Consider the following 23,630-nt stretch of genomic DNA (forward strand, 5'->3'; position numbering starts at 1 on the left):
TGTGCAGTTCCTGTGGGAGCTGGCTTGCCGGCGATGAGGCCCTGACAGGCAACTCAAGACAGTTGCTCCCACACTGTGGGAGCGGGCGTGCCCGCGAACCGGGGCAACGCCCCGGCCATGCAACTCAGGTGGCCGGCCGAACCGCCCGCCACAGTTTCCCCGCAATGCCCACCACGGCCAGCACCACGGCACCGGCCACAACCCCGACACCGCCGTTCAGCAGCGCCACGGTCAACGCCCCGCCACGCCCTTCACTGAACGCCTCGATGGCATGATGCAGCGGCCCGATGCCATGCACCAGGATCCCGCCACCGACCAGGAACATGGCCGCCGTGCCGATTACCGACAGGCTCTTCATCATGTATGGCGCGGCACGCAGAATGCCGTTACCCACCGCCCTGGCCAGGCGTGATGCCTTGCGGGTCATCCACAGCCCCAGGTCATCGAGCTTGACGATACCGCCCACCAGCCCGTACACGCCGATGGTCATGACCACCGCGATACCCGACAGCACGACGATCTGCTGGGTCAACGGCGAGTCGGCAACGATGCCCAGGGTGATGGCGATGATTTCCGCCGAAAGGATGAAGTCGGTACGTACCGCGCCCTTGATCTTGGCTTTCTCGAACGCCACCAGGTCGACATTGGCATCGGCCACCGCCTCCTTGAGCGCTTCATGCTCGGCGTCAGTCTCGGCCTTGCTGTGCAGGAACTTGTGCGCCAGCTTCTCGAAACCCTCGAAGCACAGGTAGGCGCCGCCCAGCATCAGCAACGGCGTCACCGCCCAGGGGATGAACGCACTGATCAGCAGCGCCGCCGGCACCAGGATGGCCTTGTTCACCATCGAGCCCTTGGCCACAGCCCACACCACCGGGATCTCGCGCTCGGCACGCACCCCGGTGACCTGCTGGGCATTCAGCGCCAGGTCATCGCCCAGCACGCCTGCGGTCTTTTTCGCCGCCACCTTGGTCATCACCGAGACGTCATCAAGCACCGTGGCGATGTCGTCGATCAGTACCAGTAGACTGCTTCCTGCCATGTTTGCCTGTATCCAGAAGAGTGAGTGCCCAGGATTCTAGCCCAAAGCCGCTGCCTTGAGCGCCCGTCGAGCCCGGTGCTACCATGCCCGATCCCTCTTAGAGGTGGCCAGACACGAGGAAGATCCCTGACCATGAGCACCATTCGCGAGCGCAACAAGGAACTGATCCTGCGCGCGGCCAGCGAGGAATTCGCCGACAAGGGCTTCGCCGCCACCAAGACCAGCGATATCGCGGCCAAGGCCGGCCTGCCCAAGCCGAACGTGTATTACTACTTCAAATCCAAGGACAACCTCTACCGCGAGGTCCTGGAAAGCATCATCGCGCCGATCATGCAGGCGTCGACCCCGTTCAATGCCGACGGTGACCCGAAGGAAGTGCTGAGTGCGTACATCCGCTCGAAGATCCGCATTTCCCGCGACCTGCCGCATGCGTCCAAGGTGTTCGCCAGCGAGATCATGCACGGCGCCCCGCACCTGTCGCCGAACCAGGTAGCGCAGCTGAACGAGCAGGCGCGGCATAACATCGAGTGTATCCAGCGCTGGATCGACCGCGGGCAGATCGCCCATGTGGATGCGCATCACCTGATGTTCAGCATCTGGGCAGCGACCCAGACCTATGCCGATTTCGACTGGCAGATCTCTGCGGTGACCGGCAAGGCCAAGCTGACCGACAGCGATTATGACGCGGCGGCGGAGACCATCATCCGCATGGTGCTCAAGGGGTGTGAGCCCGAGGTGGCCTGACAGGGCCAGTGGGGCTGCCTTGCAGCCCATCGCCGGCAAGCCAGCTCCCACAGGGCCGCCACAGACCTTGAAAACTGTGATGTACCTGTGGGAGCTGGCTTGCCGGCGATGGGGCCGGAACAGACAATAGAGAATTAGGCTGCTACACCGGCATCCGCCTTCAACCCCACCTCCTCGATCGCACTGATCGCGCACTGCTCGTCGATATCCGACGTATCCCCGCTGATCCCTACCGCACCCAGCACCTTGCCGTCCTGATCACGCACCAGCACGCCACCCGGCGCCGGCACCACCGGCCGCTCGCCCAACCCGTTCAGCGCGGCAAAAAATGCCGGCCGCTGCTGCGCATCCAGCGCCAGCAGGCGTGAGCCCTTGCCCAGGGCAATCGCGCCCCAGGCCTTGCCGGTGGCCACCTCCGGCCGGATCAGGCTGGCGCCATCCTCGCGTTGCAGCGCCAGCAAGTGGCCGCCGGCATCCAGCACCGCCACGGTCAGTGGCGCGGCATTGATCTTGCGGCCCGCCGCCAGCGCGGCATTCACCAGGCTGACCGCGACTTTCAGGTTCAAAGCGTTCATGGAAAGGTCCTCTTCTTGTTGTGAGAAGCCCTGAGGGCAGTTGAAAACCGATAGAACAAATAGAACACAACGAAAGATATTTTTGTATACAATATTTTGAAACGATCGTATGCGATGGCGCAAACCTCCGTTTTCACGGGCGCTCGAACGAAAGCGACGTCCGCCGACGAAAACCCGTTGACCTAAGCGGCCAGCCGTGAATACACTCTGGCACAAAGCAAGTTGTATACAATTACAAAATCGATGAGGCACAAACCATGAGCAAAATGAGAGCAATCGATGCAGCCGTTCTGGTCATGCGCCGTGAAGGTGTAGATACCGCGTTCGGCATCCCGGGGGCTGCCATCAACCCGTTGTACTCGGCCCTGAAGAAAGTCGGTGGCATCGATCACGTCCTCGCTCGTCACGTCGAAGGCGCCTCGCACATGGCCGAGGGTTACACCCGTGCCAACCCGGGCAACATCGGCGTGTGCATCGGCACCTCCGGCCCAGCCGGCACCGACATGGTCACCGGCCTGTACAGTGCCTCCGCCGACTCCATCCCGATCCTCTGCATCACCGGCCAGGCCCCACGTGCCCGCCTGCACAAGGAAGACTTCCAGGCGGTCGACATCACCAACATCGTCAAGCCGGTAACCAAGTGGGCCACCACCGTTCTGGAGCCAGGCCAGGTGCCTTACGCCTTCCAGAAGGCCTTCTATGAAATGCGCACCGGCCGCCCAGGCCCGGTACTGATCGACCTGCCGTTCGACGTGCAGATGGCCGAAATCGAATTCGACATCGACGCCTACGAACCGCTGCCAGTGCACAAGCCGTCCGCCACCCGCGTACAGGCCGAAAAAGCCCTGGCCCTGCTCAATGACGCCGAGCGCCCGCTGCTGGTAGCCGGTGGCGGCATCATCAACGCCGACGCCAGCGACAAGCTGGTCGAGTTTGCCGAACTGACCGGCGTACCGGTAATCCCGACCCTGATGGGCTGGGGCACCATCCCGGACGACCACGCACAGATGGTCGGCATGGTCGGCCTGCAGACTTCGCACCGCTATGGCAACGCCACCCTGCTGAAATCCGACCTGGTGTTCGGTATCGGTAACCGCTGGGCCAACCGCCACACCGGTTCCGTCGACGTCTACACCGAAGGCCGCAAGTTCGTGCACGTGGACATCGAGCCGACCCAGATCGGCCGCGTGTTCACCCCGGACCTGGGTATCGTTTCCGACGCCGGCAAGGCACTGGACGTGTTCCTCGAAGTGGCCCGCGAGTGGAAAGCCGCCGGCAAGCTGAAGTGCCGCAAGGCCTGGCTGGAAGACTGCCAGGAGCGCAAGGCCACCCTGCAGCGCAAGACCCACTTCGACAACGTGCCGGTCAAGCCGCAGCGCGTCTACGAAGAAATGAACCAGGTATTTGGCAAGGACACCTGCTACGTCAGCACCATCGGTCTGTCGCAGATCGCCGGCGCGCAGTTCCTGCACGTGTACAAGCCACGCCACTGGATCAACTGCGGCCAGGCCGGCCCGCTGGGCTGGACCATCCCTGCCGCCCTCGGTGTGGTCAAGGCCGATCCGAAGCGCAAGGTGGTCGCGCTGTCGGGTGACTACGACTTCCAGTTCATGATCGAAGAGCTGGCGGTGGGCGCACAGTTCAACCTGCCGTACGTGCACGTACTGGTGAACAACGCCTACCTGGGCCTGATCCGTCAGGCGCAACGTGGCTTCGACATGGATTACTGTGTACAACTGGCGTTCGAGAACATCAACTCGACCGACGCCGCCACCTACGGTGTCGACCATGTCGCCGTGGTCGAAGGCCTGGGCTGCAAGGCCATCCGTGTATTCGAGCCGGCCGAGATCGCCCCTGCCCTGCTCAAGGCACAGAAGATGGCCGAAGAGTTCCGCGTACCGGTGGTGGTCGAAGTGATTCTCGAACGTGTGACCAACATTTCCATGGGCACCGAGATCAACGCGGTCAACGAGTTCGAAGACCTGGCCCTGGTCGGCAACGACGCGCCAACCGCCATCTCGCTGCTGGACTGATCGCCTGACGCCCCCGTGCCGGCCCCTACCTGAGGGCGCCGGGGGCCTTCATCGCAAGGAGACACAACATGCCTCGCTTCGCTGCCAACCTGTCCATGCTGTTCACCGAACAGGACTTCCTGGCCCGCTTCAAGGCTGCCGCCGATGCTGGTTTCAGCGGCGTCGAATACCTCTTCCCGTACGACTTCAGCGCTGCCGAGATCAAGCAGCAGCTGGACGCCAACGGCCTGACCCAGGTGCTGTTCAACCTGCCGGCGGGCGATTGGGCCAAGGGTGAGCGCGGTATCACCTGCCACCCTGACCGCGTCGAGGAATTCCGCGCCGGTGTCGACAAGGCCATCGAATACGCCAAGGTGCTGGGCAACACCCAGGTCAACGCCCTGGCCGGCATTCGCCCACAAGGCCCGGACTGCGCCACCGTGCGCAAGACCTTCGTGGAAAACCTGCGCTACGCCGCCGACAAGCTGAAAGCCGCCGGGATCCGCCTGGTCATGGAAATGATCAACACCCGCGACATCCCCGGCTTCTACCTGAACACCACCAAGCAGGCCCTGGAAATCCAGGCCGAGGTTGGCAGCGACAACCTGTTCCTGCAGTACGACATCTACCACATGCAGATCATGGAAGGTGACCTGGCTCGTACCATGGAAGCCAACCTGAAACTGATCAACCACATCCAGCTGGCCGACAACCCCGGCCGCAACGAGCCAGGCACCGGCGAGATCAACTACCGCTTCCTGTTCGAGCACCTGGACCGCATCGGCTACCAGGGCTGGGTGGGCGCGGAGTACAAGCCGCTGACCACCACCGAAGCGGGCCTGGGCTGGCTGAAGACCCATAACGCAATCTAAGGCTGATCGGGGTCCCGTGACACATGCCTGACCCTGTGGGAGCGGGTTCACCCGCGAATGCGATGTTGGCTTCACTGCCGCTTTCGCGGGTAAACCCGCTCCCACAGAGTTTTGTGTCCAACAAGGGGCCTGTGCAGCCTGCTCCATCGAGATTCAACAAATACAACGAGGTAATCTCTCATGGCTAAAATCGGTTTCATCGGCACCGGCATCATGGGCAAGCCCATGGCTCAGAACCTGCAGAAAGCAGGTCACAGCATCTTCGTCTCCACTCACCACGACGCTGCCCCGGCCGACCTGATCGCCGCCGGTGCCGTGGCTCTGGCCAACCCGAAGGAAGTTGCCCAGGAAGCCGAGTTCATCATCGTCATGGTCCCCGACACCCCGCAGGTCGAGAGCGTCCTGTTCGGTGACAACGGCGTGGCCGAAGGCGTGGGCCCGAACAAGGTCGTGATCGACATGAGCTCGATCTCCCCTACCGCTACCAAAGCCTTCGCCGAGAAGATCAAGGCCACCGGCGCTGCCTACCTGGACGCCCCGGTGTCCGGTGGCGAAGTCGGTGCCAAGGCCGCGACCCTGAGCATCATGGTCGGTGGCTGCCCGAAAGCCTTCGAGCGCACCCTGCCGCTGTTCGAAGCCATGGGCAAGAACATCACCCGCGTCGGTGGCAATGGCGACGGCCAGACCGCCAAGGTGGCCAACCAGATCATCGTTGCCCTGAACATCCAGGCCGTTGCCGAAGCCCTGCTGTTCGCCGCCAAGAACGGCGCCGACCCGGCCAAGGTACGTGAAGCACTGATGGGCGGCTTCGCCTCGTCGAAGATCCTCGAAGTGCACGCCGAGCGCATGATCAAGGGCACCTTCGACCCAGGCTTCCGCATCAACCTGCACCAGAAGGACCTGAACCTGGCCCTGCAGGGTGCCAAGGAACTGGGCATCAACCTGCCCAACACCTCCAATGCCCAGCAAGTGTTCAATACCTGCCAGGCCCTGGGCGGCGGCAACTGGGACCACTCGGCGCTGATCAAAGGCCTGGAGCACATGGCCAACTTCTCGATCCGCGACGACAAGTAATTCGAATTCGGGGGCTGCTGCGCAGCCCAATCGCCGGCAAGCCAGCTCCCACAGGGACCGCACAATCCCTCCATCCTGTGCTGTACCTGTGGGAGCTGGCTTGCCGGCGATGAATTCAACACCTTTGAACCTGCGACCACAGGTTCAAAAGTGGCACCGAGCAACACCCGCCCCTGGTTCGGCCTGCACGGAGGCAGTTCCAGGGGCGTTTTTGATTCTGCAGAACAACAATAATTGGGAGCCTGCCATGTCGGTCGATCCGCAAAAACTTCTCCGCGAGCTGTTCGACACAGCCATCGCCGCCGCCCACCCCCGTCAAGTCCTCGAACCCTACCTGCCCGCCGACCGCAGCGGCCGGGTCATCGTCATCGGTGCCGGCAAGGCCGCAGCCGCCATGGCCGAAGTGGTCGAGAAAAGCTGGCAGGGCGAAGTCTCCGGGCTTGTTGTCACACGGTACGGTCACGGCGCCAACTGCCAGAAGATCGAGGTGGTCGAAGCCGCCCACCCGGTCCCCGATGCCGCCGGCCTGGCCGTGGCAAAACGCGTGCTGGAACTGGTCGGCAACCTCAGTGAAGACGACCGCGTCATCTTCCTGCTGTCCGGCGGTGGCTCGGCGCTGCTGGCCCTGCCCGCCGAAGGCCTGACCCTGGCCGACAAGCAGCAGATCAACAAGGCGCTGCTGAAATCCGGCGCCACCATCGGCGAGATGAACTGCGTGCGCAAGCACCTCTCGGCGATCAAGGGCGGCCGCCTGGCCAAGGCCTGCTGGCCGGCCACGGTGTACACCTATGCCATTTCCGATGTCCCGGGCGACCTCGCCACGGTGATCGCCTCCGGCCCTACCGTGGCCGACCCGAGCACCTCGGCCGATGCCCTGGCCATCCTCAAGCGCTACAACATCGAAGCGCCCAAGGCCGTTATCGACTGGCTCAACAACCCAGCCTCGGAAACCGTCAAGGCCGACGACCCGGCCCTGGCCCGCAGCCACTTCCAGCTGATCGCCAAGCCCCAGCAGTCGCTCGAAGCCGCCGCGGTCAAAGCCCGCCAGGCCGGGTTCAGCCCGCTGATCCTCGGCGACCTGGAAGGCGAATCACGCGAAGTGGCCAAGGTGCACGCCGGTATCGCCCGGCAGATCGTCCAGCACGGCCAGCCGCTGAAGGCACCCTGCGTGATCCTGTCCGGCGGCGAAACCACCGTGACCGTGCGCGGCAATGGCCGTGGCGGGCGCAACGCCGAATTCCTGCTCAGCCTCACTGAAAGCCTGAAAGGCCTGCCGGGCGTGTACGCCCTGGCCGGTGACACCGACGGTATCGATGGCTCGGAAGAAAACGCCGGCGCCTTCATGACCCCGGCCAGCTACGCCCGTGCCGAAGCCCTGGGCCTGTCGGCCAGCGACGAGCTGGACAACAACAACGGCTACGGCTATTTCGCCGCCCTGGATGCGCTGATCGTCACCGAGCCGACCCGCACCAACGTCAACGACTTCCGCGCCATCCTGATCCTCGAGACTGCCCAATCATGACGCCTGATAAAAAAGTCAAAATCCTCGCCACCCTTGGCCCTGCGATCAAAGGCATCGACGACATCCGCCAACTGGTAGAAGCCGGGGTGAACATCTTCCGCCTCAACTTCAGCCACGGCGAGCACGCCGACCACGCCCTGCGCTACCAGTGGATCCGCGAAGTCGAGCAGCAACTGAACTACCCGCTGGGTATCCTCATGGACCTGCAAGGGCCGAAGCTGCGCGTCGGCCGCTTTGCAGACGGCAAGGTGCAGCTGCAACGCGGCCAGGCCCTGCGCCTGGACCTGGACAACACCCCGGGCGACAGCCGCCGGGTCAACCTGCCGCACCCCGAGATCATCGCCGCCCTCGAGCCGGGCATGGACCTGCTGCTGGACGACGGCAAGCTGCGCCTGCGCGTCACCGCCAAGCACAGCGACGCCATCGACACCGAAGTGCTGGCCGGTGGCGAGCTGTCCGATCGCAAGGGTGTAAACGTGCCGCAAGCGGTGCTCGACCTCTCCCCGCTCACCGAAAAAGACCGCCGCGACCTGGCCTTCGGCCTTGAGCTGGGCGTGGACTGGGTGGCCCTGTCGTTCGTACAGCGCCCCGAAGACATCACCGAAGCACGCCAGCTGATCGGTGACCGTGCCTACCTGATGGCGAAGATCGAGAAGCCATCGGCAGTCGAACAGCTGCAAGCCATCGCGGAGCTTGCGGATGCGATCATGGTGGCCCGTGGCGACCTGGGCGTGGAGGTGCCGGCCGAAAGCGTGCCGCAGATCCAGAAACGCATCATCGGCACCTGCCGCCAACTGGGCAAACCGGTGGTGGTGGCCACGCAGATGCTCGAATCCATGCGCTTCTCGCCAGCGCCGACCCGCGCCGAAGTCACCGATGTGGCCAACGCCGTGGCCGAAGGTGCCGATGCGGTGATGCTGTCGGCCGAGACTGCCTCGGGTGAGTACCCGCTGGAAGCCGTGCAGATGATGAGCAAGATCATCCGCCAGGTGGAGAACGGCCCGGACTACCAGGCCCAGCTCGACGTTGGCAGGCCGAAGGCCGAGGCCACCGTGTCGGACGCCATCAGCTGCGCCATCCGCCGTATCAGCGGCATCCTGCCGGTGGCGGTGCTGGTCAACTACAGCGAGTCGGGCGCCTCGACCCTGCGCGCGGCCCGCGAGCGGCCACGGGCCCCGATCCTCAACCTGACGCCAAACCTGACCACCGCGCGCCGCCTGAGCGTAGCGTGGGGCGTGCACTCGGTGGTCAACGACCGCCTGCGCCAGGTGGACGAGGTTGTTTCCACTGCACTGGAGATTGCCCAGGCACAAGGCATGGCCAGCCGTGGCGACACGCTGCTGATCACTGCCGGTGTGCCTTTTGGCAAGCCAGGGTCGACTAACACGCTGCGGATCGAGACCTTGATCTGACCGCATCGCCGGCAAGCCGGCTCCCACAGGGATCGCACCACTTCAAAGGCCTGTGCAATCCCTGTGGGAGCTGGCTTGCCGGCGATTGGAGGGCAAAGCCCTCCTTGTACACAGAAACACCAGACCTGCGGAAAACCCGAGGCCCAAAGAGGCCCACCGCTCCCCATCAACCTCACTGACTGCCCCGATGTACACCAAAAATTTCGTCAACCCGTGCCCCGACTGGGCCACGGCGTTACTCAACGGCTTCAGCCAGGTGCTGCTGCTGCGCAACCCCCTGTGCGGCCTGTGCTGCCTGCTGGCCATCCTGCTGACCGCCCCCGGCCTGGTCGGTGGCGCCCTGCTCGGCGCCCTGGCCGGCCTGCTCACCGCCCAGGCACGCGGCTACGACCGTGCCGACCGCCAGGCCGGGCTGTACTGCTACAACGGCGTGCTGATCGGCATCCTGATCAGTGCCGTGCTGCCCTGGTCGGTCATCCTGCCGCCACTGATCATCGCCGCTGGCGGCCTGTCCAGCATCATCACCCACCAGTGGCGCAAGCGCGGCGGCAAACTGCTGATCGCCTACACCGCACCCTTCGTGCTGCTGGGCTGGGCCGTATTGCTGATAGCCACCCCCTCGCCCAGCGGCTTCGTCGAAGCCGACCCGCTGTATGCGTTGGCGCGCGGCGTGGGCCAGATCTTCCTGCTCGACCAGCCCCTGGCCGGCCTGCTGATCATCATCGGCATGTTCATCGCCAACCCCTATGCCGCAATGTGGGCGGTGATCGGCTCGGCCATCGGCGGCGGCGTGGCACTGTTCGCCGACCAGGCACAGGCAGCGTGGATGGGCCTTTACGGTTTCAACGCCGCGCTGGCAGCACTGGCGTTCAGCAGGCAAGGTGAAAAGCCGTGGGTGACACTGCTGGCCATTGCCCTGGCCCTGCTGCTGCAACCGCTGTTCAAGCTGCTACCGGTGCCCGGCCTGACCGCGCCCTTCGTCGCCGCCTGCTGGCTGACGCACCTGGGCAACCACCTGGCCCAGCCCAGGCAGCGTGACGCTAGCCGCTTGCACAGCTGAAATGCAGCCCCTAGGCTCAGCCCATCGCTTTTGTGGAACGAGCCAATGAACAACCCTGCGAGCCTGCGCGAGCAGCTTTACATCATCGTCTTCCAGACCGATACCGTGGCTGGAAGACGCTTCGACAAGATCCTCCTGCTGATCATCCTGGCCAGCCTAGTTACCGTCATCCTCGACAGCATCGACGAAGTGCACCAGGGCTACGCCGGCCTGCTGGCCGGCATCGAGTGGGGCTTTACCGCGATCTTCCTGGCCGAGTACCTCACCCGCCTGTACTGCTCGCCCAAGCCGCTGCGCTATGCCTTCAGCTTTTATGGCCTGGTCGATCTGCTGGCGATCGTGCCGGGGATCATCGCGCTGTACTACAGCGACGCCCAGTACCTGCTGATCATCCGCGTGATACGGATGCTGCGGATCTTCCGTGTGCTCAAGCTCAGCCCGTACCTCAAGCAGGCCCATTACCTGATGGAGGCGCTGCGCGGCAGCAAGCAGAAGATCATCGTGTTCCTGGTGACGGTATCGACCCTGGTGACGGTGTTCGGCACCTTGATGTATGTGATCGAAGGGCCTGAGCACGGCTTTACCAGCATTCCCAAGGGCATCTACTGGGCCATCGTTACCCTGACCACGGTAGGCTTTGGCGACATCGTGCCGAAGACCCCGCTGGGGCAGGTGCTGTCGTCGCTGGTGATGATTACCGGTTACTCGATCATCGCCGTACCGACCGGGATCTTTACAGCCGAGCTGGCCAATGCCATGCGCGGGGAGCAGTTGCAGCACTCCTGCCCGAACTGCAGCAAGAAGACTCACGAGCACGGCGCGGCGTTCTGTTCCCGGTGCGGAAGCGGACTGTTTCCAAAGCTGTGATGTTGACGGCTGTGGCTGTGAGCCGCAGCCGACCATCGCACGCTTTGACTATCGACGAATTTGTCTAATTTCTGCATTCAGTCCGTCCTGATTGCTATTGAAGCCCGGAGCGCCGCTCCCATTCCACTCTTCAGCTGTAAACCAACTTTGCATCTCTTTTTCCAGCGCAGCAGCCCCAGCCTCATTGGGTTCGAAAGTAGTTATTGCAATCGGCTTTGAGCGCACTCTGACAAAACCATAATTCCCAGCAACACGATCAGTGGCAGAAAAATTGTAATCCTTCATTGAATCGCCTTTCAGATCAACTATCAAGCCACCCTTAACATAAACCTCGCGCCCGGCAAAGTTCTCATGAGTGGCTGTCCTCGGCAACAGATCCGGAGCCTCTCCCCGAGCCAACCTGTAGTGTTTGTAACCATCACCCTGAGCCTCATATACATAAATACTTCTACGTTCAGCAGCAGATCTCTTTTTGAGCAACTGTTTCAAAAGCCCCGTCGGCAAACCTTTTTCTTTCATGAAGCCGGTTGTACCAGTTCGACGCCACGGCATGAAAAGCTTTGTAATATTTACGCGACCTGAAGGATCCAAGCCATTGACCGGATCAGAGGTACAGTAGACATAACTATTGATACCGCCTTTATTGAAAGGGCTTAAATGATCAGGCGAAAGAAAGCGCATAAGTCTTGGCAAGAACTGACGATGCCCGTTCCCTAAAAGATAACCACTTGTTACAAAATCCAGTCTTTCACCATTGAAAGCTTGCCTACCCTCCATACCATTATGCGTACCAAATCCGTAGGGCGTATATGAGAGCTCATTAATTTCATTGGCAAGCTCCCCATACACTGTCCCTGTATCACTACTCATTAGTAGCTTGGTGCTGGCCCCGAACAACGCAAGCGGCCATGTTGATACAGAGAAAAAATTCAGATTTTTCTCACCCACTTCGCCTACCAACCTATTTTTACAATAAAAAATTCGAACGCTCCTCATGAATCACCCTTAAAGACTTTAATTCTACACAACAATTCTGCCTTGACTGTCGCAATGACATCAAACCGCCCCATCAAATCCAATTGCAGTTTCAGGCCTATTCTGGGCACTTTTTATTTGAACTGGCTACTGGTAAATTTATCAGGTCTAATGCCAAAGCCCTCAGCCCAGCGCCTGTCGCCAGCACGCCATCCTTACAAAGTCGCGTATGGTTTAAGTTCGATGCGATCAACGTGACTGACCTCAGCAGCTGGGCTGCTGTTGGCATAAACAAAGTATTTTTTGTTCTTTAACTACCACTACCCCACCCGCTATAGTCGCAGGCAAACTGCCAACACCTTCTCGATAACAAGGAAGCAACGTGAAAAAACTCTTCACCGCCTCGCTGCTCGCCGCAGGCCTTGCCCTGGGCAATTTCGCCCAGGCCGCCCCCACCCTGCTCAACGTTTCCTACGACGTGATGCGCGACTTCTACAAGGACTACAACCCGGCCTTCCAGAAGCACTGGGAAGCCGAGCACAACGAGAAGGTCAACGTGCAGATGTCCTTCGGCGGCTCGAGCAAGCAGGCGCGAGCGGTGATCGATGGCCTGCCGGCCGATGTCATCACCATGAACATGGCCACCGATATCAACGCCCTGGCCGACAACGGCAAGCTGGTGCCGGACAACTGGGTAACCCGCCTGCCGAACAACAGCGCGCCGTTCACCTCGGCCACTGTGTTCATCGTGCGCAAGGGTAACCCCAAGGCGCTGAAAGACTGGCCCGACCTGCTCAAGGATGGCGTACAGGTGATCGTGCCCAACCCCAAGACCTCGGGTAACGGCCGCTACACCTACCTGTCGGCCTGGGGCTATGTGCTCAAGCAAGGCGGTGATGAAAACAAGGCCAAGGACTTTGTCGGCAAGCTGTTCAAGCAGGCGCCGGTATTGGACACCGGTGGCCGCGCCGCCACCACCACCTTCATGACCAACCAGATCGGCGACGTGCTGGTGACCTTCGAGAACGAAGCCGAAATGATCGCCCGCGAGTTCGGCCGCGACCAGTTCGAAGTGGTCTACCCGAGCGTGTCGGCCGAAGCCGAGCCGCCGGTCAGCGTGGTCGACAAGGTGGTGGCGAAGAAAGGCACCCAGGCAGCGGCCGAGGAATACTTGAAGTACCTGTGGTCGCCAGCTGCTCAGGAAATCGCCGCACAGAACTACCTGCGCCCGCGTGATGCGACGGTACTGGCCAAGTACACCGACCGCTTCCCGAAAGTGGACTTCCTGTCGGTGGAGAAGACCTTTGGTGACTGGCGCACCGTGCAGAAGACCCACTTCAATGATGGTGGGGTGTTTGACCAGATCTACACCAACAATCAGTAATTGATGCAGGCAGGTCCGGCCCTATCGCCGGCAAGCCAGCTCCCACAGGGACTCCACAGTACTCAAGACCTGTGCAGTACCTGTGGGAGCTGGCTTGCCGGCGATAGGGCCGGTACAGGCACCATCAGACCTGGCGGAATACCAGGGCCTTCAAGCCCCCCGCCGGGTCCACGTCAGGAAACTCCGGCGGGTTCTCCAGCCGCTCGACGAATGCCAGCGACGCCGCCTGCTCCGCCATCCCCTCGATCAGGAACTCCGGCCCGATGCCCGGGTCGTTCACGCACGCCAGCACCGTCCCGCCCTCGCTCAACAACTCCGGCAAGCGCCGCAGGATCTTCGCGTAATCCTGGGTCAGCACAAAGCTGCCGCGCTGGAAGGTCGGCGGGTCGATGATGATCAGGTCATAAGGCCCGTACTTGCGCACCTTGCCCCACGACTTGAACAGCTCGTGCCCCAGGTACGCCACCCGCGACGCATCGTGGCCATTGAGGCGGTGGTTGTCACGGCCCCGGGACAACGCCGACTTGGCCATGTCCAGGTTCACCACCTGCTCGGCGCCACCGGCAATCGCCGCCACCGAGAAACCGCAGGTGTAGGCGAACAGGTTCAGCACGCGCTTGCCCGCCGCCTGCTCGCGCACCCAGCGCCGACCATAGCGCATGTCGAGGAACAAGCCATTGTTCTGCCGCACGCCCAGGTCCAGCAGGTAGGTCAGCCCGTCCTCGACCACCTCGCGCTGCTGGCACGGTTCGCCCAGCAGCCACTGGCCCGGGCTGTCGGGCAGGTAGCGATGCTGGAGAAGGATGGCCTGGCCAGCCCACTGCGGGCGCTCGGCGAGAGTACGCAGCATGGCCTCCAGTTCGGCCAGCTGGCCTTGCGCCGGCTCGCGGAACAGGGCGACCGACAGCACGCCTTGCAGCCAGTCGACGGTGACCTGCTCCAGGCCCGCCCAGCAGCGGCCGCGGCCGTGGAACAGGCGGCGGGTTTCCTGCGGGGCAGGGTCGAGGGCGGCGAGCAGGTGTTGCTCCAGAGTCTGGATCGGCGAAGTCATCATGGGTCGCAAACTGGCAAAAGCGGCATTCTACCCCCTGAGGGCGCTTCGCGCCCTATCGCCGGCAAGCCAGCTCCCACAGGTCCTGCGCAAGCTTCGAGACCATTGCAGTACCTGTAGGAACAACTGTCTTGTACTGCCTGTGCTGGCCTCATCGCTGGCAAGCCAGGCCCCTATAGGTACCGCGCATGGCTTGAGCCCGATGCGGTCGAGGTGGGAGCTGGCTTGCCGGCGATAGGCCGCAAAGCGGCCTCAATGGCCCTTGACCGCCATCGTCCTGGGCCGGAACCACCACCCCTGCTGCATCCCCGCCGCCGCCAGCAGGATCAACGCCACCCCCAGCCACTGCAACGGTGCCAGCCGGTGCCCGAACGCCACCCAGTCCACCAGAATCGCCGCAATCGGGTAGATGAACGACAGTGCCCCGGTCAGCGCCGTGGGCAAGCGCTGGATGGCGCTGTACAGCAACACATACATCAAGCCGGTGTGCACCATGCCCAAGGTCACCAGGCTGGCCAGCGCCGGCACTTCACCCGGCAACCCGCCAAGCTTGACCCACGGCGCCAGCAACAGCACACCCGTGGCAACCTGGATCAGCGCGATCAGGTGCGGTGGCGTGCCACTCAGGCGCTTGATGATCAACGCCGCGATGGCATACAGGAAGGCCGCCCCCAGCGCCAGCGCAATGCCCAGCAAATAGTCCTCACCGCCACCCTGCCCCGCGCCATGGGCACTGACGATGGCCAGCATGCCGAGGAACGCCACGCTCAGCCAGGTGACCTTGGCCAGGGTGATCTTCTCGCCCAGGAATACTGCCGCCAGCCCCACCAGCATGAACGGCTGCACGTTGTACACCGCCGTGCCGATGGCAATCGACGCCCGCGAGTAGGAGGCGAACAGCAGCACCCAGTTGCCAACGATGGCCACACCGCTGGCAATCGCCAGCAGGAACGCCGTGCGGCTGATCACGCCCGGCCGCAGGAAGCCGAACCCCGCGCAGATCGCCAGCAAGGTCACGGCACCGAACACGCAGCGCCAGAACACCACCTCGAGCACCGGCTGGCCGGACACCAGCACGAACCAACCGATGGTCCCGGAAATCAGCATGGCAGCGACCATTTCCAGCGAGCCACGACGCAATGAACTGTCCATCTCACACCTCCTGTTGAAGACGGCAACAGTATGCAAAGGTTGCTGGCCAACCTTCCAGCGGATAACGAAGGAAGATTGGCATGTTTGCCTTTACTATCAAGGCAAATCACGCGAACTACCTGCTTGAGGTGACCATGACCGATGCCATCGACCAACTGCTGATCAACGCGCTCATGGAAGACTCGCGCCGCTCGCTCAAGGCCCTGGCGCAAATCAGCGGGCTGTCGGCACCCAGCGTCAGCGAACGCCTGCGCCGCCTGGAGGAACGCGGCGTGTTGCGCGGTTACACCGTAGAGGTCGACCCGCGCGCCTTTGGCTACCAGCTGCAGGCCATCGTGCGCATCCGCCCGTTACCCGGGCAGCTGCAGGAGGTGGAACGGCAGATCGTCGCCATTCCCGAGTTCACCGAGTGCGACAAGGTTACTGGCGAGGATTGCTTCATCGCTCGGCTGCATGTGCGCTCGATGGAGCAGCTGGATACCCTGCTCGACCGCATCAATGTACTGGCCGAGACCAACACCGCCATCATCAAGAAAAGCCCGGTGAAGCGGCGGTTGCCGCCGATGGATTGATTTCTTCCTGTTCTGGCCTCTTCGCGGGCACGCCCGCTCCCACAGGATCTCCACAGTCCAGGATGCTGTGCGGTCCCTGTGGGAGCGGGCGCGCCCGCGAAGAGGCCAGCACAGGAAAAGCTGACTAATTTTTGTACACAAGAATGTCACCATAAGTGCCGTTTTTGTGTGCACTTTCCAAGATCACGCCCCAATACGTTACACACTTCCCACAACTTATTCTGACCAAATGATCAACTAAATCATCCTCGAAAAATTTAAACCTGTTCATTTGGTCAACTTATATCCCCTTCATTTCATCAACTTATATTTCAACAAGATAGATTCGAAATGATGGCCAGCTTCAAGTTGCTTTTTCCTTGGTATGGAACTCGCTTTTGTGTGTTCGTGTTTTGTATACAAACCAAGCAAAACATAAATACACAAGAACCCGCGACGCCGACCCAACATCGGCCGCCGCGCCCCAAACCCTGAGATGCCAACGCTGCACCGACGAGATGGCGAGCCCGTGCGCATGCCCGCTCATCGCAGTCCACGTGCATCAGGAGCCCGCCGGAATGAGTACCAGCCTCGACCTTGCCCCTGAACTATCCGTCGCCAGCACCCACCCCGCTTCCCCTCTCGCCGGCAGCCAGCCGGAACTTGCCCTGAGCCCGCGCCTGCATAACCGCGACCTCGCCCCGACGCGCATCGAAGGCCGCCGCTGGGGCGGCTACAGCATCTTCGCGCTGTGGACCAACGATGTGCACAACATCGCCAACTACTCGTTCGCCATGGGCTTGTTCGCCCTCGGCCTGGGTGGCTGGCAGATCCTGCTGTCGCTGGCCATCGGCGCGGCGCTGGTGTACTTCTTCATGAACCTGTCCGGCTACATGGGGCAGAAGACCGGCGTGCCGTTCCCAGTCATCAGCCGCATCGCCTTCGGCATCCACGGCGCGCAGATCCCGGCGCTGATCCGCGCGGTCATCGCCATCGCCTGGTTCGGCATCCAGACCTACCTGGCTTCGGTGGTGCTGCGCGTGCTGCTCACCGCCGTATGGCCGCACATGGCGGCCTATGACCATGACAGCATCCTCGGCCTGTCGAGCCTGGGCTGGGCATGCTTCGTGTCGATCTGGCTGGTGCAGCTGGTGATCCTGGCCTACGGCATGGAGATGGTGCGCCGCTACGAGGCCTTTGCCGGCCCGGTGATCCTGCTGACCGTCGCCGCCCTGGCAGTGTTCATGTACTTCAAGGCCGACGCCCGCATCGCCTGGTCGGTGGCCGAACCTCTGACCGGCTACGAGATGTGGCGCAACATCTTTGCCGGCGGCGCGCTGTGGCTGGCGATCTACGGCACCCTGGTGCTGAACTTCTGTGACTTCGCCCGCTCCTCGCCATGCCGCAAGACCATCCGCGTCGGCAACTTCTGGGGCCTGCCGGTGAACATCCTGGTGTTCGCCGTGATCACCGTGGTGCTGTGCGGCGCGCAGTTCCAGATCAACGGCCAGATCATCGACAGCCCTACCCAGATCGTCGCCGCCATCCCCAACACAGCGTTCCTGGTACTGGGCTGCCTGGCCTTCCTGATCGTCACCGTGGCGGTGAACATCATGGCCAACTTCGTCGCCCCGGCCTTCGTCCTCAGCAACCTGGCACCGCGTCACCTGAACTTCCGCCGCGCCGGGCTGATCAGCGCCACCCTGGCAGTGCTGATCCTGCCGTGGAACCTGTACAACAGCCCGCTGGTGATCGTGTATTTCCTGTCCGGCCTGGGTGCCCTGCTCGGCCCGCTGTACGGGGTGATCATGTCCGACTACTGGTTGCTGCGCAAAGGCTGCATCAACGTGCCGCAGCTTTACAGCGAAGACCCGGCCGGCGCCTACCACTACACCAAGGGCATCAACCTGCGCGCGGTGGCCGCCTTCGTGCCGGCCGCACTGCTGGCCATCGTCCTGGCCCTGGTGCCCAACTTCCATGGCGTGGCGCCGTTCTCCTGGCTGATCGGTGCCGGCATCGCCGCCGCCCTGTACCTGCTGATCGCCCCACGCAAACGCCAATACCACGACGTCAGCGGCGAATGCATCGCCGTTGACCACAGCAGCCATTGACCAGGGAGGACTACCCATGCGCATTCTGATCGCCAACGTCAACACCACCGAAGCCATCACCGAAGCCATTGCCGAACAGGCCCGTACGGTGGCCACACCCGGCACCGAAATCATCGGCCTCACCCCATGGTTCGGTGCCGAGTCGGTGGAAGGCAACTTCGAAAGTTACCTGGCCGCCATCGCGGTGATGGACCGGGTGCTGGCCTACGAAGGCCCTTACGACGCCGTGATCCAGGCGGGTTACGGCGAACATGGCCGCGAAGGCCTGCAGGAACTGCTGAACGTGCCGGTGGTGGACATCACCGATGCCGCCGCCAGCACGGCGATGTACCTGGGCCATGCCTACTCGGTGGTGACCACCCTGGACCGCACCGTGCCGCTGATCGAGGACCGCCTGAAGCTCTCCGGCCTGTATGACCGCTGCGCATCGGTACGCGCCAGCGGGCTGGCGGTGCTGGAGCTGGAAGCCGACCCGCAGCGCGCCGTGGAAGCGATTGTCGAGCAGGCAGAACGCGCCGTGCGCGACGACAAGGCCGAGGTGATCTGCCTGGGTTGCGGCGGCATGGCCGGCTTGGACGAGCAGATCCGCCAGCGCACCGGCGTGCCGGTGGTGGATGGTGTGAGTGCGGCGGTGACCATAGCCGAATCGCTGGTGCGCATGGGCTTGAGTACCTCCAAGGTACGTACCTATGCCACGCCACGGGCGAAGAAAGTGGTGGGTTGGCCGGTGCGGTTCGGGCGCTAACCCTCTATTTGCCTGTGCCGGCCCCTTCGCGGGCTTGCCCGCTCCCACAGGCCCCCACCGCTCTCAAGGGCTGTGCTGTACCTGTGGGAGCGGGCAAGCCCGCGAAGAGGCCGGTACAGGCGAACCATCACCAGTGGATCAGGTCGGGCAGCTATGCGCACCATCATTCAGGCCCTGACGCACGTTGCGGCTGAGCAGGCTGGCCTTGCCGTCGTGCCAGGTCAGGGTCAGGACGTAGAGGGTGTCGAAGTCGTCGCCGCTCCAGTCGTCGGTGATCACCCGCTCCTCACCGAGGGCCTTGCCAGCCACGGCATTGATCAGGTCAGGGAGGTAGCCATGCGACCAGGCGGTGTACACGGTCGCGTTACGGTACTTGTCGCGCAGCAGCTCTTCGGCCAGCGCGTCGGTGTCGTTGGCGCCATAGTCGATGTTTACCGGCAGGCCCAGGCGAATGGCGCTAGGGCTGATGGTCATCAGCGGGCGAATGTAGCTGTAGCTTTCGTCCTTGCTGCCTTCCTCGACATGCCGCGAGGGGTTGGCAGCGAACACATAGTCGGCCTTGCCAAAGCGCTCGGGCAGCACGGTAGCCAGGTCCAGCGCACGGTTGAGGCCTTGGCAGTTCAACTGGCCCAGCCCCTCGCCCGGCTTCTCGGCGTGGCGCAGGAACACAAGGGTCTGGGTGCCATCCACCGGTTGCGCCCGGCTTTCGACAGCTTCCAGCGCCAGCGGTACGGCTATGGCTGTAAGCGTCAGGCTCAGCAACCAGTGACGACGACGGCGGAAGAATGTTGGCAACTTCATCAAGACAGGCCCATGTGGCAGAAAGAATCGGGTAGACCCGCCACATCACCCCGCCAACAGCACCGCGGGGCATCCTTGTAGTGAATGCCGTCCATGGCAACGAGTGAGGGTGAGAGTGCCCTGAACCCGTTTGGTTCCTCCCTGGAGGTGGATGCCGTTCCCTAGGCAAGGCTTAGATTAGAGGATGGGTGTTGCTGAAATGTGTAGGGCGCAAGAACATCGGGTTGCAGTACGGCCACTCAATCATCCCGCGTCAGCACTTCCAGCAATTCGATCTCGAAGGTCAAATCCGAGTTCGGCGGAATCGCCCCCACGCTGCGTTCGCCATAGCCAAGGTGCGCCGGTACCAGCAGCTTGCGCTTGCCGCCAACGCGCATGCCCATCAGGCCTTGATCCCACCCCTTGATTACCCGACCCGTGCCGATCACGCACTGGAACGGCTTGCCGCGCGACCAGGACGAATCGAACTCGCTGCCGTCGGCCAGCCAGCCGGTGTACTGGGTGGTGATCAGGGCGCCTTTGACGGCGGCTTTGCCATCCCCCTGCACAAGGTCGATGATCTGCAGTTCTTGGCTCACGGGGCATACTCCAACGCTGGAAACAAAGCCGCCCTTTTTCTCAGGAATGCACCGGTTTGGCAAGTTCGCGTGGCGTTTCGTGCTGGCGCATCGATCACAGCACGCCGCCTGAATCAGCCGAGCTGCTCGAAGGCTTCCTGGCCAGTCAGTTCCTTGGTCTGGTTGGCGAAGCAATACCAGGCGGGTTTCTGTTCGACGAAGATTTGCAAGTCGAAATGCCATTCCTGGTCGCCGTCGAGCAGGCCGACCGGCACGGCGTGGAAGTCATTGGCCTTGAGCCGGTAGTACAGGTGCGTGCCGCACTGGCCGCAGAAGCCGCGCTGGGCCCAATCGGAAGACTCATAGACGCTGAGCGCGCGCCCTTCGATCACCGGTGGCTGGCTGCAATGCACCACCAGCAATGGGCCGCCGGTCCATTTGCGGCACATGCTGCAGTGGCAGGCGCTGATATGGTTGTTGTCGACGGTGACCTTGAGCCGGGTGGCGCCGCACAGGCAGGTGCCTTGTTTTTCCAGGGCCATGGCTGGCTCCTTGAGCGGAAGATGGGCCAGCAAGTATAGATGCCTGTACCGGCCTCATCGCCGGCAAGCCGGCTCCCACCCCGACCGCGCCGCTCTCAGGCCAGTGCAGTACCTGTGGGAGCTGGCTTGCCGGCGATGAGGCCGGCACAGGCAGCACAAGACAGTTGCCCTAGGTCAGATGTACACCGTACCGCGCAGGTACAACGCCGCCCGCCCGCTGATGATCACCCGGCCGTTACCCGGCACTTCGCACTGCAACTGCCCTTTGCGCACCCCACCCTGCTCGCAGCTCAGCACTTTCCTACCCAGACGCTCTGCCCATATCGGCGCCAGCGAGGTGTGCGCCGAGCCAGTCACCGGGTCTTCGTTCACGCCGACCCGCGGGCCGAACCAGCGGGTGACGAAATCAAAGCCACGGCCTGCTGCGGTAACGGCGATACCGCGCACATCGAAAGCCGACAGGGCAACGAAATCCGGCTTCAGGGTGTCGAGCAACAGGGCGTCATCAATCACCACCACATAGTCGTCACTGCGGTACAGCGCCTGTGCCTGGCCCAGGCCCAGCGCCTGCAACAGGCCCGGCAGCATGTCCACGGCGACCGGCTGCTTGGCCGGGAAGTCCATGGCCAGCAGCCCGTCGGCGTTACGGCTGACCCGCAGCTCGCCACTGCGGGTGTTGAAACGCAGCACCTGCACCTGCTCGCCCAGCTGTTCGAACAGCACATAGGCCGAGGCCAGGGTGGCATGGCCGCACAGGTCGACTTCCACGGTCGGGGTGAACCAGCGCAGGTCGAAGGTTTCGCCGTTGCGCACGAAGTAGGCGGTTTCCGACAGGTTGTTCTCTTCGGCAATGCGCTGCAGCACGTCGTCCGGCAGCCAGCTTTGCAGCGGGATCACTGCCGCCGGGTTGCCCCCGAACGGTTCGGCGGAAAACGCATCGACCTGGAAGATTTCAAGTTGCATGCACACACTCCTTGTTGCCCGATCGCTGCCAGGCAGATGTATGAAAAGGGTTACTGGCGTACCGGGGTCAACACGGCTTCGCCGGCAAAGAACGCCTGCAGGTTGCGCAGCACCAGGGTCACCGTGTCGCGCGCCGCCTCCGGCGACTGGCCGGCCACGTGGGGGGTGAGCACGGTGTTGCCAAGGGCCTTGAGGGCATCGGGTACAGCCGGCTCGTCGTCGAACACATCCAGTGCCGCACCAGCCAGTAGGCCATGCTGCAGCACGGCGACCAGGGCCTGGGTGTCGACCACGCTGGCACGGGCGATGTTCACCAGGTAGCCCTCGGCCCCCAGGGCCTCGAGCACCTGTGCATCGACCAGATGGCGAGTGTCGGCACCGCCGGGGGTTGCCACCACCAGGATGTCGACGGCATCGGCCAGGTGCAGCGGGCTGTCGTACCAGGTGTAGGGCACATTTTGGCGCGGCGTGCGGCTGTGGTAGCTGACGGGCATGGCGAAGCCCAGATGGGCGCGCCTGGCGATGGCCAGGCCTACCGCACCAAGGCCGAGAATGCCCAGGCGCTTGCCACTCACCGAGGGGCTGATCACCCGGTTCCATTCGCCCCGGCGGGTACTGGCATCGGCGCGGGGAATGTCGCGCAACAGCGCCAGCAGCAGGGCAAGGGTGTGGTCGGCGACCGCTTCGGCATTGGCCCCGGCGCCGTTGGTAACCGTGATGCCGCGCGCAGCGGCGGCGGCCAGGTCGACCTGCTCGTAGCCGGCACCGATCACGCAGATGATCTGCAGTTTGGACAGCGTGTCGATTTCGCTGGCAGTCAGGCCCAGCGGGCCGCGGGTGAGCACGGCATCGATTTCATGGGCATGGCGCTGGATGGCCTCGGCCCGCAGTTGCGGCGAAGGGGCACGGATCAAACGGTAGCCGGCCTGCTCCAGCATGGGCAGGTAATCATCGACGGTTTCCACCAGCACCAGGACTGTCTTGTGCATGCCACCTCCTTATTCTTGAAGGGGCATTATGCGGAATCACAGCACAGTACAGTCAATCGGTAATTGCGGAAAAACTGTACTGTATTGGTTGCCTGTCCCGGCCCCTTCGCGGGTAAACCCGCTCCCACAGGGATATCACAGCACTTGAGATTTGTGACGTACCTGTGGGAGCGGGTTTACCCGCGAAGGGGCCGGGACAGGCAAACAACCCACTACTGGGCGAACGCACGCCCCAGACCACCCGGCACACCGCTGCTGTCAGTCTCCTGCCACGGCCCATCCGGGCTCAGCGACCAGCTCCAGCCGTTGTCGAAGCGGTAGTAGGTCCGCTGGCGGTAGAAAGTATTGGGTTTCTTCTCCAGCACATACACACCCAGCTTCGGGTCCCAATGGCTCGCCCCGCCAGGTGGCGGCGCGAAGCTGGCCGAGGTGCGTGGCATCGGCTTGGGCGTGGCCGCAGGCTTGCTCGGCGCGGGGGCCGGTTGCCTGTCCGGCAAGGGCTTGACCGCCGGCCCCGGCGGCGGCAGGCGCTCGATCGGTGGTTCGGGCTGCTCGTACGGCTCATGCACCGTACACGCAGACAAACCCAGGGCCAGGGTGATCAGGGTCAGGCGGACGATGCTGTGCATGGC

The 23,630-nt window shown here is 62.9% G+C and carries 23 protein-coding genes; 12 read left to right on the plus strand and 11 right to left on the minus strand.

The features are described from left to right. Positions 1–124 precede the first annotated feature (124 nt). On the minus strand, positions 125–1,039 hold the full coding sequence (locus tag CAG44_RS03880) for a DUF808 domain-containing protein (RefSeq protein WP_085593162.1): 915 nt from the start codon (positions 1,037–1,039) through the stop codon (positions 125–127). Positions 1,040–1,171: 132 nt separating this feature from the next. On the opposite strand from CAG44_RS03880, the gene CAG44_RS03885 reads away from it, so the two are divergent. Next, positions 1,172–1,783 (plus strand): TetR/AcrR family transcriptional regulator, encoded by a 612-nt coding sequence (locus CAG44_RS03885; protein ID WP_085593164.1) that lies wholly within the window; start codon positions 1,172–1,174, stop codon positions 1,781–1,783. Positions 1,784–1,917: 134 nt separating this feature from the next. Here CAG44_RS03885 and CAG44_RS03890 read toward each other — a convergent pair whose 3' ends face one another. Further along, entirely contained in the window at positions 1,918–2,358 is a 441-nt protein-coding gene (locus tag CAG44_RS03890) for a heme-binding protein (protein ID WP_013973539.1), read from the minus strand. A gap of 257 nt (positions 2,359–2,615) precedes the next feature. Between CAG44_RS03890 and gcl the strand changes: the two genes are divergently transcribed. From gcl to CAG44_RS03925, 7 genes are all read left to right on the plus strand, one after another. Further along, positions 2,616–4,391, plus strand: a complete 1,776-nt coding sequence (gene gcl / locus CAG44_RS03895; protein WP_015271168.1) for a glyoxylate carboligase — start codon at positions 2,616–2,618, stop codon at positions 4,389–4,391. Positions 4,392–4,459: 68 nt separating this feature from the next. Next, positions 4,460–5,242 (plus strand): hydroxypyruvate isomerase, encoded by a 783-nt coding sequence (hyi, locus tag CAG44_RS03900; protein ID WP_003259508.1) that lies wholly within the window; start codon positions 4,460–4,462, stop codon positions 5,240–5,242. Between the two features lie 180 nt (positions 5,243–5,422). Further along, entirely contained in the window at positions 5,423–6,316 is an 894-nt protein-coding gene (locus tag CAG44_RS03905; protein WP_025340037.1) for a 2-hydroxy-3-oxopropionate reductase, read from the plus strand. Between the two features lie 247 nt (positions 6,317–6,563). Then, complete coding sequence (locus CAG44_RS03910; RefSeq protein ID WP_085691626.1) at positions 6,564–7,838, plus strand: glycerate kinase; 1,275 nt, start codon at positions 6,564–6,566, stop codon at positions 7,836–7,838. Further along, the gene (pyk, locus tag CAG44_RS03915; protein ID WP_025340039.1) at positions 7,835–9,250 is read left to right on the plus strand and encodes a pyruvate kinase; all 1,416 of its coding nucleotides are present in this window, start codon (positions 7,835–7,837) and stop codon (positions 9,248–9,250) included. The genes CAG44_RS03910 and pyk overlap by 4 nt, the downstream gene beginning before the upstream one ends. A gap of 187 nt (positions 9,251–9,437) precedes the next feature. After that, the gene (locus tag CAG44_RS03920; RefSeq protein WP_085593174.1) at positions 9,438–10,310 is read left to right on the plus strand and encodes an urea transporter; all 873 of its coding nucleotides are present in this window, start codon (positions 9,438–9,440) and stop codon (positions 10,308–10,310) included. A 45-nt stretch (positions 10,311–10,355) separates the two neighbouring features. Then, complete coding sequence (locus CAG44_RS03925; RefSeq protein ID WP_061551041.1) at positions 10,356–11,177, plus strand: ion transporter; 822 nt, start codon at positions 10,356–10,358, stop codon at positions 11,175–11,177. A 48-nt stretch (positions 11,178–11,225) separates the two neighbouring features. Here the strand turns inward: CAG44_RS03925 and CAG44_RS03930 are convergent, their stop codons facing one another. After that, positions 11,226–12,125 carry an RHS repeat-associated core domain-containing protein gene (locus CAG44_RS03930; RefSeq protein WP_256575206.1) on the minus strand — a complete coding sequence of 300 codons (900 nt, stop codon included), beginning with the start codon at positions 12,123–12,125 and terminating at the stop codon, positions 11,226–11,228. 409 nt (positions 12,126–12,534) lie between these two features. Between CAG44_RS03930 and CAG44_RS03935 the strand changes: the two genes are divergently transcribed. Next, positions 12,535–13,536 carry a sulfate ABC transporter substrate-binding protein gene (locus CAG44_RS03935; RefSeq protein ID WP_015271174.1) on the plus strand — a complete coding sequence of 334 codons (1,002 nt, stop codon included), beginning with the start codon at positions 12,535–12,537 and terminating at the stop codon, positions 13,534–13,536. A 124-nt stretch (positions 13,537–13,660) separates the two neighbouring features. On the opposite strand, the gene CAG44_RS03940 is transcribed toward CAG44_RS03935, so the two are convergent. Together CAG44_RS03940 and CAG44_RS03945 are read right to left on the minus strand one after the other, a co-directional pair. Continuing rightward, positions 13,661–14,587: a class I SAM-dependent methyltransferase gene (locus CAG44_RS03940; protein ID WP_085691708.1), complete on the minus strand. Its 927-nt coding sequence runs from the start codon at positions 14,585–14,587 to the stop codon at positions 13,661–13,663. Positions 14,588–14,839: 252 nt separating this feature from the next. Then, the gene (locus tag CAG44_RS03945; RefSeq protein ID WP_085588969.1) at positions 14,840–15,739 is read right to left on the minus strand and encodes a DMT family transporter; all 900 of its coding nucleotides are present in this window, start codon (positions 15,737–15,739) and stop codon (positions 14,840–14,842) included. A 134-nt stretch (positions 15,740–15,873) separates the two neighbouring features. Between CAG44_RS03945 and CAG44_RS03950 the strand changes: the two genes are divergently transcribed. The 3 genes from CAG44_RS03950 (at position 15,874) to CAG44_RS03960 (ending at position 19,146) form a co-directional block, all read left to right on the plus strand. Beyond that, entirely contained in the window at positions 15,874–16,311 is a 438-nt protein-coding gene (locus tag CAG44_RS03950) for an Lrp/AsnC family transcriptional regulator (RefSeq protein ID WP_075047026.1), read from the plus strand. 557 nt (positions 16,312–16,868) lie between these two features. Next, positions 16,869–18,401: an NCS1 family nucleobase:cation symporter-1 gene (locus CAG44_RS03955; protein ID WP_085691627.1), complete on the plus strand. Its 1,533-nt coding sequence runs from the start codon at positions 16,869–16,871 to the stop codon at positions 18,399–18,401. 16 nt (positions 18,402–18,417) lie between these two features. Beyond that, positions 18,418–19,146, plus strand: a complete 729-nt coding sequence (locus CAG44_RS03960; protein ID WP_085588973.1) for an aspartate/glutamate racemase family protein — start codon at positions 18,418–18,420, stop codon at positions 19,144–19,146. 138 nt (positions 19,147–19,284) lie between these two features. Here the strand turns inward: CAG44_RS03960 and CAG44_RS03970 are convergent, their stop codons facing one another. From CAG44_RS03970 to CAG44_RS03995, 6 genes are all read right to left on the minus strand, one after another. Beyond that, positions 19,285–19,947, minus strand: coding sequence for a histidine phosphatase family protein (locus tag CAG44_RS03970; RefSeq protein ID WP_085588975.1), 663 nt, complete (start codon positions 19,945–19,947; stop codon positions 19,285–19,287). A 239-nt stretch (positions 19,948–20,186) separates the two neighbouring features. Further along, a complete protein-coding gene (locus CAG44_RS03975) occupies positions 20,187–20,525 on the minus strand; it encodes an FKBP-type peptidyl-prolyl cis-trans isomerase (RefSeq protein ID WP_046615015.1) in 339 nt (112 codons plus the stop codon). Positions 20,526–20,638: 113 nt separating this feature from the next. Continuing rightward, on the minus strand, positions 20,639–21,046 hold the full coding sequence (locus tag CAG44_RS03980; protein ID WP_085691629.1) for a GFA family protein: 408 nt from the start codon (positions 21,044–21,046) through the stop codon (positions 20,639–20,641). Positions 21,047–21,220: 174 nt separating this feature from the next. After that, on the minus strand, positions 21,221–22,009 hold the full coding sequence (locus CAG44_RS03985) for a PhzF family phenazine biosynthesis protein (protein ID WP_085588979.1): 789 nt from the start codon (positions 22,007–22,009) through the stop codon (positions 21,221–21,223). 50 nt (positions 22,010–22,059) lie between these two features. Further along, positions 22,060–22,998 (minus strand): 2-hydroxyacid dehydrogenase, encoded by a 939-nt coding sequence (locus CAG44_RS03990; protein WP_085691630.1) that lies wholly within the window; start codon positions 22,996–22,998, stop codon positions 22,060–22,062. 212 nt (positions 22,999–23,210) lie between these two features. Continuing rightward, the gene (locus tag CAG44_RS03995) at positions 23,211–23,627 is read right to left on the minus strand and encodes a hypothetical protein (protein ID WP_025340051.1); all 417 of its coding nucleotides are present in this window, start codon (positions 23,625–23,627) and stop codon (positions 23,211–23,213) included. Between the last annotated feature and the right edge of the window lie 3 nt (positions 23,628–23,630).

Origin of the sequence: Pseudomonas sp. B13(2017) (assembly GCF_002113245.1) — a bacterium.
Classification (GTDB): Bacteria; Pseudomonadota; Gammaproteobacteria; order Pseudomonadales; family Pseudomonadaceae; genus Aquipseudomonas; species Aquipseudomonas putida_Z.